Below are 8,745 nucleotides of genomic sequence, written 5' to 3'. Positions count from 1 at the left end.
GTGGCGTCCCTGAAGGCGCGCGCGGCACTGACGACGGCCTACGCCGCAGGGTTGTGCGCCTCGGAAGCGGTCAGCCTGAAGGTCACGGATATCGACAGTGACCGCATGGTGCTCCAGATCCGCCACGGCAAGGGTGCCAAGGACCGTACGGTCATCTTGAGGGGGTCTGGCAGCTGCGGGCCGATTACGAGAAACTGCTTCGGGACAGCTCTAGGCCGCTTTGTTATGTGGAGCCAAATGTGGACCCAGATCGGTCGATCTTCTCAAACAACATTTAATTACAGTGATTTAACAAGTCTTGGTGGCGGAGGAGGTGGGATTCGAACCCACGGTAGACTTTCACCTACGTCGGTTTTCAAGACCGGTGCATTCGACCACTCTGCCACTCCTCCGACGCCGACCGTCATATGGCGCTACGAGCGATTCTGAAAGCCCCGGATTTGAGGGAATTTAACACCATTGCGGCAAGCCAACGCCGATTGTCACGTCTCAGCGCTTTTCTCCAGCGCTTGTTGGCTGTAGTGTTTAACACAATCGGCCCAAAAGCGGCTGAACCGAGGTATCAAAACAAAGCGATCCGCGCCGGTTTGGCGAAGGTGACAGGAGCAGGCGGTATGACCATGAAGTTCAAAGCAGCGATCCCCCTTTTGGTGGTGATGGCGATCGGGCTGGCCGCCTGTGAAGAAGGTCAATTCCTGACTGCCCCAACTGATGGACAAACGACAGTCCGCGCGCCTGCCGAGGCCCGGATAGAAATTCAAGAAGTCGAACGCGCCGATATATTTTCGGCCTCAGAACTGGCGTTATGGGACGGAAGACCGTCGCTTGGCGGCCTTTGGGTTGCGCATCCAGACGTCGGCGACCCCGAACGCGTCCTGATCCGCAACGCGACAAATGGCCAGTCGATATACGGTGCTCTGTTCCGCCGCGAACGCAACAACCCCGGCCCCCGTATTCAACTGTCGTCGGAGGCCGCAACCGAACTCGGCATCCTTGCAGGCCGGCCGACAGAGCTTTCCATCGTTGTCGTTCGTCAACAAGAAGTGACGATCGAGCCCGAAGCGCTACCGCTTGACGCCACGCCGGACGCGCCCTCCGATGAGACAGCGATTGTCGCCGTTCCCGCCGACGCCGAGCCCGAACAACCGCCTCAAAGGCAAGGTTTTTTTGCGCGGCTCTTTGGTGGAGGCACCGCGGCGTCCGCAACACAAGACGACACCACGCCTGCCACGGCTGACGGTGCGATAGCCCCATCAGTGGAAACTGAAACGCTCGATCCAATCACCACTGGAGCCGCCGCCGCAATAAGCGCCGCCGAAGCTTCGGCCACCACGAGCACAGCCGTAGTGCGCCCCCAGCGTCGCGCCGTCGCGGCCGCCACGACACCCGAGCCGACCCCCGCACCAGTCGCTGCCCCGGCGCCTGCACCTGAACCTGAACCTGTTGTGGCGGCTGTTCCAACACCTGCCGCTCCAGCTCTCAATAGCCCCTATGTCCAGGTTGGCCTCTTCACCGTCGAAGCCAACGCAAGTGCCGCCGCAACCGGCCTTCGCCAAGGCGGTATCGTGCCTACAATTGTGCCAGGAACAAACGCCACTGGCACGTTCTGGCGCGTCCTCGTCGGCCCAATGACAAGCCCCGACGACCAATCCGAAATCCTCGGACAAGTGAAATCGCTCGGCTATGCCGACGCTTTCCTTGTGTCCAACTGACCCAAACCCCCACCGGAGGCCCGCCATGCTCCGCCGCATTGCAACTCTCGCCCTGATCGTAACCACCGCTTGCGCCAGTGCGATCCCCAAACCGGCCGAAGCCGCATTCGAAACCCGCGCCACGTCGGCCTATCTGTACGATGTGACCACAGATACCGTGCTGTTTGAGAAAAACGCCGACATCCCCCTGCCCCCGGCATCGATGTCCAAGCTCATGACGCTCTATATGCTGTTCGAAGCTCTCCGCGATGGCCGCGTTACGCTGGACACCACGTTTGGCGTTTCAACCAAAGCCCGCGTTATGGGCGGCTCCACCATGTTCCTTGATGAAACCGACCGCCCGACAGTCGAAAGCCTGATCAAGGGTATCATCGTCCAGTCCGGCAATGACGCCTGCATCGTCGTCGCCGAAGGCCTTGCGGGAAGCGAAGACGCCTTCGCCCGCCAGATGAACACCCGCGGTCCTGAGATTGGGCTATCAAATTCGACGTTTTCCAACGCCTCAGGCTGGCCTGATCCGAACCACCGGATGTCAATGCACGACCTCGCAGTCCTTGCCACGCGCATCATCAACGAATTCCCGGAATACTATGGCTTCTTCGCGCTTGAAGAATACGATTTCGACGGCCGCTCTCCCTCCAACCGCTTCAACCGCAACCCGGTTCTTGGGCTTGGACTTGGCGCTGACGGCCTCAAGACCGGCCACACAGTAGAAGCTGGCTACGGTCTTGTCGGCTCCGCCGTCCAAGGTGAGCGCCGCATTGTCTTCGTCTTTTCCGGCCTGGAATCCGAGGTTGACCGCCGTCAGGAAGCCGAAAGCTTCGTCAACTGGGGCTTCCGCCAGTTTCTTTCCAAGGACGTTGCCAAAAAAGGCGACACCATCACGCAGGCCCCGGTCTGGATGGGCAGCCAGCAACAGATCAACTTGATTACCAAGAGCGATATCCGCCTCCTTGTGCCAGCCATCGGACAAGACACACTTGAAACGCGCGTCGAATACCAAACCCCGCTTGAGGCACCCATCGCAAGTGGCGACAAAGTCGGCGAACTGGTAATCACCGCCCGCGATATGCCCGAAAAGCGCATAGATCTCGTCTCCGACCGCGACGTCGAATACGGAGGTTTCGTCCCCCGCATCCGCGCCTCGACCTACGTCCTGTTTGACAAGGCCATGGGTCAGGTGCGAACCCTCATGGAATGACCACGGGACGACTTATCACATTTGAAGGCATCGACGGATCGGGCAAATCCACCCAAGCCCGGCTCCTCCATGACCACCTGACGGCCAAGGGCCAGGACGCGATCCTCACCCGCGAACCCGGAGGCGCGCCCGGAGCGGAGGACATCCGCCGTCTCCTTGTCGAAGGCGACCCGGACCGCTGGTCCCCGGAAACCGAAATACTCCTGTTCACCGCCGCTCGACGCGACCACCTGGAGCGCACGATCGAGCCTGCCTTGAAACGCGGCACCACAGTCATCTCTGACCGCTTCGCCGACAGCACACGGGTCTACCAAGGGGCTGCTCGTGGCGATCTTCGCGATCTCGTCGACCGTCTCCACGACGCAGTAATCGCACGCGAACCCGACCTTACTTTCGTCATCGACATGGACCCCGACACCGCCCTCGCCCGCGGCCTCGCGCGCAACTCCGGCGAAGACCGCTTCGAGGACATGGGGGCCGCCTTCCAACATAAGCTTCGCGCGGGCTTTCTCGCATTGGCCAAATCCAACCCCGACCGCTGTCACCTGATCGACGGCAACCGTCCCCCAGAGGCGGTCGCCCAAGACGTCGCCGCCATCGCCGACGCCTTATGATCAAACCACACGCACCCCGCGCCCTCTTTGGGTCCAGAAAACACAGGGAGGTCCACGCAAGTGGACTGGGTCTTACGGCGGTTGCATGCAATCGCCGGCCGACAACACATTACGCAACAATGTGTGAGAGGCAGAGCCCCAAATGACCGACGACGCACTCCCCGAAGCCGACCGCGCCGACGGCGCGCCCCATCCGCGCGAAACCGAAACACTCTTCGGGCAAGACGCCGCACAGGCTCAGTTTCTCGAAGCCGTGACCGGCAGCCGCATGCACCATGCATGGCTCATCACCGGCCCCAAAGGCGTCGGCAAGGCGACCCTTGCCTGGGCCGTCGCGCGCTACCTGATCGCAACGCCGCCGCAAACTGCCGACGCAGGCCTGTTCGGCGATGCCCCCCCGCCGCCCGCAAGCCTCGACATCTCACCCGACCACCCGGTTGCGCATCGCATGGCAGCCCTCTCGGAGCCCGGCCTCCTTCTCATTCGTCGCGCATGGGACCGAGACAAGAAACGCCTGAAGGCGCAAATCACAGTGGATGAAGTCCGCAAACTCGGCGGCTTCTTTGGCCTTTCTGCGACAGATGGTGGCCGCCGTGTCGTCATTGTCGACAGCGTTGACGACATGAACCCGTCGGCCGCAAACGCGCTTTTGAAAGTCCTCGAAGAACCTCCTAAAAACGCTCTTCTTCTCCTGATCAGCCATGCGCCTGCACGCCTTCTTCCTACGATCCGCTCGCGGTGCCGCGAACTGCGCCTGTCGTCGCTGGAACCCGACGCCTTGACCGCTGCCCTAGACCAAGCCGGACACCAAAACACCGACCCCGGCCTCACCGCCCTCGCGGCGGGCTCTGTCGGCACCGCCATTCGCCTCCTCAGCAACGACGGCCCCGCGCTTTACACGCAAATCCTCGCCCTTCTCGCAAGCTGCCCCAACCTTGATCGCGCCCGCGCTCAGAAATTCGCCGAGCACGTTACGCAGCGGGGTCAGAACGACCGCCTAAACGTTGCCCTGACCTTGCTCGACCTCGCGCTCGCCCGCATGGCCCGCACCGGAACCGGCCTCACACCAGACACGCCCATTACCACAGACGAACCCCAGGTTATGGCCCGCCTCGCCCCCAACGCCCGCGCGGCGCGCAAATGGGCCAGCCTCCAACAAAACCTGTCCCAGCGCATCGGCCACGGTCGCGCAGTCAACGTGGATGCCCAAAGCCTGATCCTCGACGCCTTCCTCAAGATCAACGAGACCGCGTCGCGTCCTTGACCCTTCGCCCCAAAGCATCGATACGAAACCCATGTCTGAACCCGGCCCCAACATCCCGCTGACCGACAGCCATTGCCATCTCGACTTTCCGCAATTCGACGGCGAAATCGACGACCTTCTTGCGCGCGCCAAAGCCCGTGGCATTAGGCGCATGGTGACGATCTGCACAAAACTCATATCCCTGCCGCCGGTCCAAGCTCTCGCCGAGTCCCACAACGGAGTTTTCTTCGCCGCTGGCACGCACCCGATGTCCGTCGCGGACGAACCGCTGGTCAGCGTTGAAGACCTCCTCACGGTCGCCGAACACCCCAAGTGTGTCGGCATCGGCGAAACCGGTCTCGACTATCACTACACGGTTGAAAGCAAGGACATCCAAGCGCAATCCTTGCGCATTCACATCGAAGCCGCCCGCCAAACCGGCCTGCCCCTCATCGTCCACGCCCGTGCCGCCGACGACGATATGACCGCGATCCTGTCCGAGGAGCACGCAAGAGACGCCTACACCTGCGTCATGCATTGCTTTTCCTCGTCTGCCGCCCTCGCCCAAGCCGCCCTTGATCTCGGGTTTTACCTTTCCATGTCCGGCATCACAGCCTTCCCCAAAAGCCAGGGCCTCCGCGATATCTTCGCCGCCGCGCCCGTTGATCGCATCCTCGTCGAAACCGATGCTCCTTACCTTGCGCCACCCCCTAACCGGGGCAAGCGCAACGAACCGAGCTACGTCGCCGACACAGCCCGCATCGGCGCCGAGGTTTTCAACATGGATTACAAAGACTTCGCGGCACAAACCGAAGCAAACTTTGACCGCCTCTTCACGAAAGCCGCCCAATGGCAAAGCTGACCTTCACCATATTGGGCTGCGGCTCTTCCGGAGGCGTTCCACGCCTCGGCGGCCTCTGGGGCGACTGTGATCCAACCAACCCCAAAAACCGCCGCCGCCGTTGCTCCCTTTTGGTCGAGCGGAAGACGAAAGACGGCACCACCCGCGTCCTTATCGACACATCCCCCGACATGCGCGACCAGCTTCTCGGGGCCGGTGTCGGCACACTAGATGCCGTCCTTTACACCCACGGCCACGCCGACCACGTCCACGGCATTGATGACTTGCGCATGATCGTCTTCAACCAGAAAAACCGGGTCGCTGTCTGGGCCGATGGTCCGACACAAGAACGCCTCTACGGCAGCTTCGGCTACGCCTTCACTCAACCCGCTGGCTCGCCCTATCCGCCAATCCTCGACATGTTCACAATTGATGGCGACGTCACAATTTCCGGCCCGGGCGGCGACATCATCTTCACCCCCTTCGAGGTAGATCACGGCGCAATAGACGCCCTCGGATTTCGAATTAAGAATGTCGCCTATCTTCCTGATGTATCAACTATGCGTGACGATACGTGGGAAAAATTGCAAAATCTCGACGTCTGGATCGTGGACGCCCTCAGACGCACACCGCATCCAACCCACTCCCACCTCGAACGCACGCTTGAGTGGATCGGCCAGGTGCGACCCAAGCGCGCCATTCTCACCAACATGCACAACGATCTCGACTACGCGAAAGTCAACGCCGAAACCCCGGATCACATCTCCCCGGCCTTCGACGGTATGAAAATCGAGCTGGACGATTAACCAACGTGCAAGCCCTCCTAGACGTTATCCTCCCTGTCTTCCTCGTTATCGGCTTTGGCTATTTCGCGGTCTGGAGAGGCTGGTTTCCCGATACTGGCGTCGATGGACTGATGAAATTCACCCAAAACTACGCCATCCCCTGCCTCTTGTTCCGCGCAATTTCGACCCTCGACCTCTCGGCACAATTTGATCCCGAACTGCTGATCTCGTTCTACACTGGCGCCACCGTCGGCTTCACCGCGGGCACTTTGGGTGCGCGGTACATCTTCAGGCGCAATTGGTCCGACAGCGTCGCCATTGGCTTTGTCTGCCTGTTCTCCAACGCCGTCCTCCTCGGCCTGCCCATAACCGAGCGCGCCTACGGTACAGATGCACTGTCCGCCAACTACGCAATCGTCGCCGTCCACGCGCCTTTTTGTTATATGTTGGGCGTCGCTGCGATGGAGATTGCGCGCGCCGATAACCGCAATCCGGCGATACTGTTGGGCAAAATCCTGCGCTCAATGTTCCGCAACGCGCTGGTCATCGGTATCGCACTGGGCCTGGCAGTGAACCTCTCTGGCCTACCCCTTCCGGGTGTTCTGATCGACGCCGTTGACCTCATGGTCGTTGCCGCCCTTCCGGCCGCACTTTTCGGCCTCGGAGGCGTGCTACATCGCTACAAACCTGAAGGTGATTCCAAAACAATCGCAATGGTTTGCGTGATTTCTCTCATCCTCCACCCAGCGATCACCCTTAGCCTTGCGACCCTCTTTCAACTTGACCGCGACGCGCTCAGATCTGCCGTCCTGACGGCCGCAATGGCGCCCGGCGTCAACACCTACATTTTCGCCAATCTCTACGGCAGCGCGCGCCGCGTCGCTGCCGCATCTGTGCTTGTGGGCACGGCTGCATCCATCGTTACGGTCTGGCTCTGGCTGCTTCTGCTCCCATAGAGAACTCGTTCACACTTCATGAACATTAACCGTGATTATTCCTTACTTGTGCCCAATCGTGGTCACAAATCTGGGGTCTATCTAGGAACGAAGTTATGGGAATCGTTCTATGAGCAACGTCATCGCCTTCCGTCGACCGGCTGAACGCCACATTAAAGATCGCCGGATTCAGGGTGCTACGCTGTTTGTTCATATTAAAAACGCCTCACTGATTGCCCATCTTGCCAAACCCCTCGGGCAACGCGACGTAGGCGCCGAAAAGGCCAACCGCTCCTAGGCTGAGACTTTTGCTTCTCTCTGACGACTACTGCCGCTAAACCGTAAGGAACGGAATTAGGGGGCACGTCTCATGAACACCTACGATCTTTCTGGCAAAACAGCTATCGTTACTGGCGGCGCACAAGGCATCGGCCTAGCTGTATCGGCACGCCTTCTCGCCTCGGGCGCAAAAGTCGCCAGCTGGGACAGGAACGGCGACCAGAACGCCGCAACCGTCGCCGCCTTCAATGCAGGGGATAACGCCACCGCAATCACCGCCGACATTTCCGAATGGTCCTCCGTCCAGGCCGCCCTCAATGCGACCGAGGCAGCGCTCGGCCCCGTTGATATCTTGGTAAACAGCGCGGGCCTCGCAGGCCCCAATGCTACAGTTGAAGATTACGACGTTACTACATTCGCCCATATCTGTGCCGTGAACCTCAATGGCACGTTTCACGTCAACAAAGCGGTTGTTCCGGGGATGCGCGCGCGCAACTACGGTCGCATCGTCAACATCGCCTCAATCGCTGGCAAAGAGGGCAATCCCAACGCGTCTGCTTATTCCGCCTCTAAGGCTGGCGTCATCGGTTTCACCAAATCGCTTGGCAAGGAACTGGCAGGTCATGACATTGCGGTGAACTGCGTCACTCCCGCCGCCGCCCGCACCCCTATTTTCGACCAGATGAGCGAAGAGCATATCGCTTATATGCTCTCCAAGATCCCGCGCGCGCGCTTCCTCGAAGTCGAAGAGGCCGCCGCGATGATCACCTGGCTCGCAAGCGCCGAAAACTCCTTCACGACTGCAGGTGTTTTTGATCTGTCAGGCGGCCGGGCAACTTACTGAGGCAGCTTTTAACTGTCGGGTCGTAAACAGCTCCGCGCCCTGTGGTAACCCAACGAATTTTGGAACGTGGGGTGTCAGACCTAGAGTTAGAACTCAGGTCAGCGCAAAAAGCATTCAACTCCCCCCGCAAAATTGCAGGTGACAAATCCAGCGAGTTAAGATCTCGTATAGGAAAGTAAGAAGGTCGACGAAATTACCGATTTTTGAAGTGGTCCGGCAAATTTGGACAGCGTGCTAAGGTGTATCCAACACGAACGAATGGATACGAGAATGACGAAGCGACGGAACTTT

9 protein-coding genes, 1 tRNA gene and 1 pseudogene are annotated in these 8,745 nt (G+C 60.0%); 10 read left to right on the top strand and 1 reads right to left on the bottom strand.

Annotated features, from left to right (window positions below; genetic code table 11):
- Positions 1-150, top strand: a pseudogene (locus tag Q1B15_RS07255) (tyrosine-type recombinase/integrase); the annotation flags it as partial.
- A 152-nt stretch (positions 151-302) separates the two neighbouring features.
- Here the strand turns inward: Q1B15_RS07255 and Q1B15_RS07250 are convergent.
- A tRNA-Ser gene (locus tag Q1B15_RS07250) sits at positions 303-392 on the bottom strand.
- A 222-nt stretch (positions 393-614) separates the two neighbouring features.
- Here Q1B15_RS07250 and Q1B15_RS07245 point away from each other — a divergent pair.
- The 9 genes from Q1B15_RS07245 (at position 615) to Q1B15_RS07205 (ending at position 8,454) form a co-directional block, all read left to right on the top strand.
- The gene (locus Q1B15_RS07245) at positions 615-1,712 is read left to right on the top strand and encodes an SPOR domain-containing protein (RefSeq protein WP_299752278.1); all 1,098 of its coding nucleotides are present in this window, start codon (positions 615-617) and stop codon (positions 1,710-1,712) included.
- A 25-nt stretch (positions 1,713-1,737) separates the two neighbouring features.
- Positions 1,738-2,913 (top strand): D-alanyl-D-alanine carboxypeptidase family protein, encoded by a 1,176-nt coding sequence (locus Q1B15_RS07240; RefSeq protein WP_299752275.1) that lies wholly within the window; start codon positions 1,738-1,740, stop codon positions 2,911-2,913.
- Positions 2,910-3,527: a dTMP kinase gene (gene tmk, locus Q1B15_RS07235; RefSeq protein WP_299752272.1), complete on the top strand. Its 618-nt coding sequence runs from the start codon at positions 2,910-2,912 to the stop codon at positions 3,525-3,527. The genes Q1B15_RS07240 and tmk overlap by 4 nt, the downstream gene beginning before the upstream one ends.
- A 142-nt stretch (positions 3,528-3,669) precedes the next feature.
- Positions 3,670-4,791, top strand: coding sequence for a DNA polymerase III subunit delta' (locus tag Q1B15_RS07230; protein WP_299752269.1), 1,122 nt, complete (start codon positions 3,670-3,672; stop codon positions 4,789-4,791).
- Positions 4,792-4,822: 31 nt separating this feature from the next.
- Entirely contained in the window at positions 4,823-5,632 is an 810-nt protein-coding gene (locus tag Q1B15_RS07225) for a TatD family hydrolase (protein WP_299752266.1), read from the top strand.
- Positions 5,620-6,417, top strand: a complete 798-nt coding sequence (locus Q1B15_RS07220; protein WP_299752264.1) for an MBL fold metallo-hydrolase — start codon at positions 5,620-5,622, stop codon at positions 6,415-6,417. Before Q1B15_RS07225 ends, Q1B15_RS07220 begins: the two co-directional genes overlap by 13 nt.
- 5 nt (positions 6,418-6,422) lie before the next feature.
- On the top strand, positions 6,423-7,352 hold the full coding sequence (locus Q1B15_RS07215; RefSeq protein ID WP_299752261.1) for an AEC family transporter: 930 nt from the start codon (positions 6,423-6,425) through the stop codon (positions 7,350-7,352).
- Positions 7,353-7,461: 109 nt separating this feature from the next.
- On the top strand, positions 7,462-7,629 hold the full coding sequence (locus Q1B15_RS07210; protein WP_299752258.1) for a hypothetical protein: 168 nt from the start codon (positions 7,462-7,464) through the stop codon (positions 7,627-7,629).
- Positions 7,630-7,701: 72 nt separating this feature from the next.
- A complete protein-coding gene (locus Q1B15_RS07205; protein WP_299752255.1) occupies positions 7,702-8,454 on the top strand; it encodes an SDR family NAD(P)-dependent oxidoreductase in 753 nt (250 codons plus the stop codon).
- Positions 8,455-8,745 lie beyond the last annotated feature (291 nt).

This window comes from uncultured Boseongicola sp. (genome assembly GCF_937988555.1).
GTDB lineage: Bacteria > Pseudomonadota > Alphaproteobacteria > Rhodobacterales > Rhodobacteraceae > Boseongicola.
Note: the sequence above shows the minus strand (reverse complement) of the source record. Positions and strands in the feature narration are given on the sequence as shown.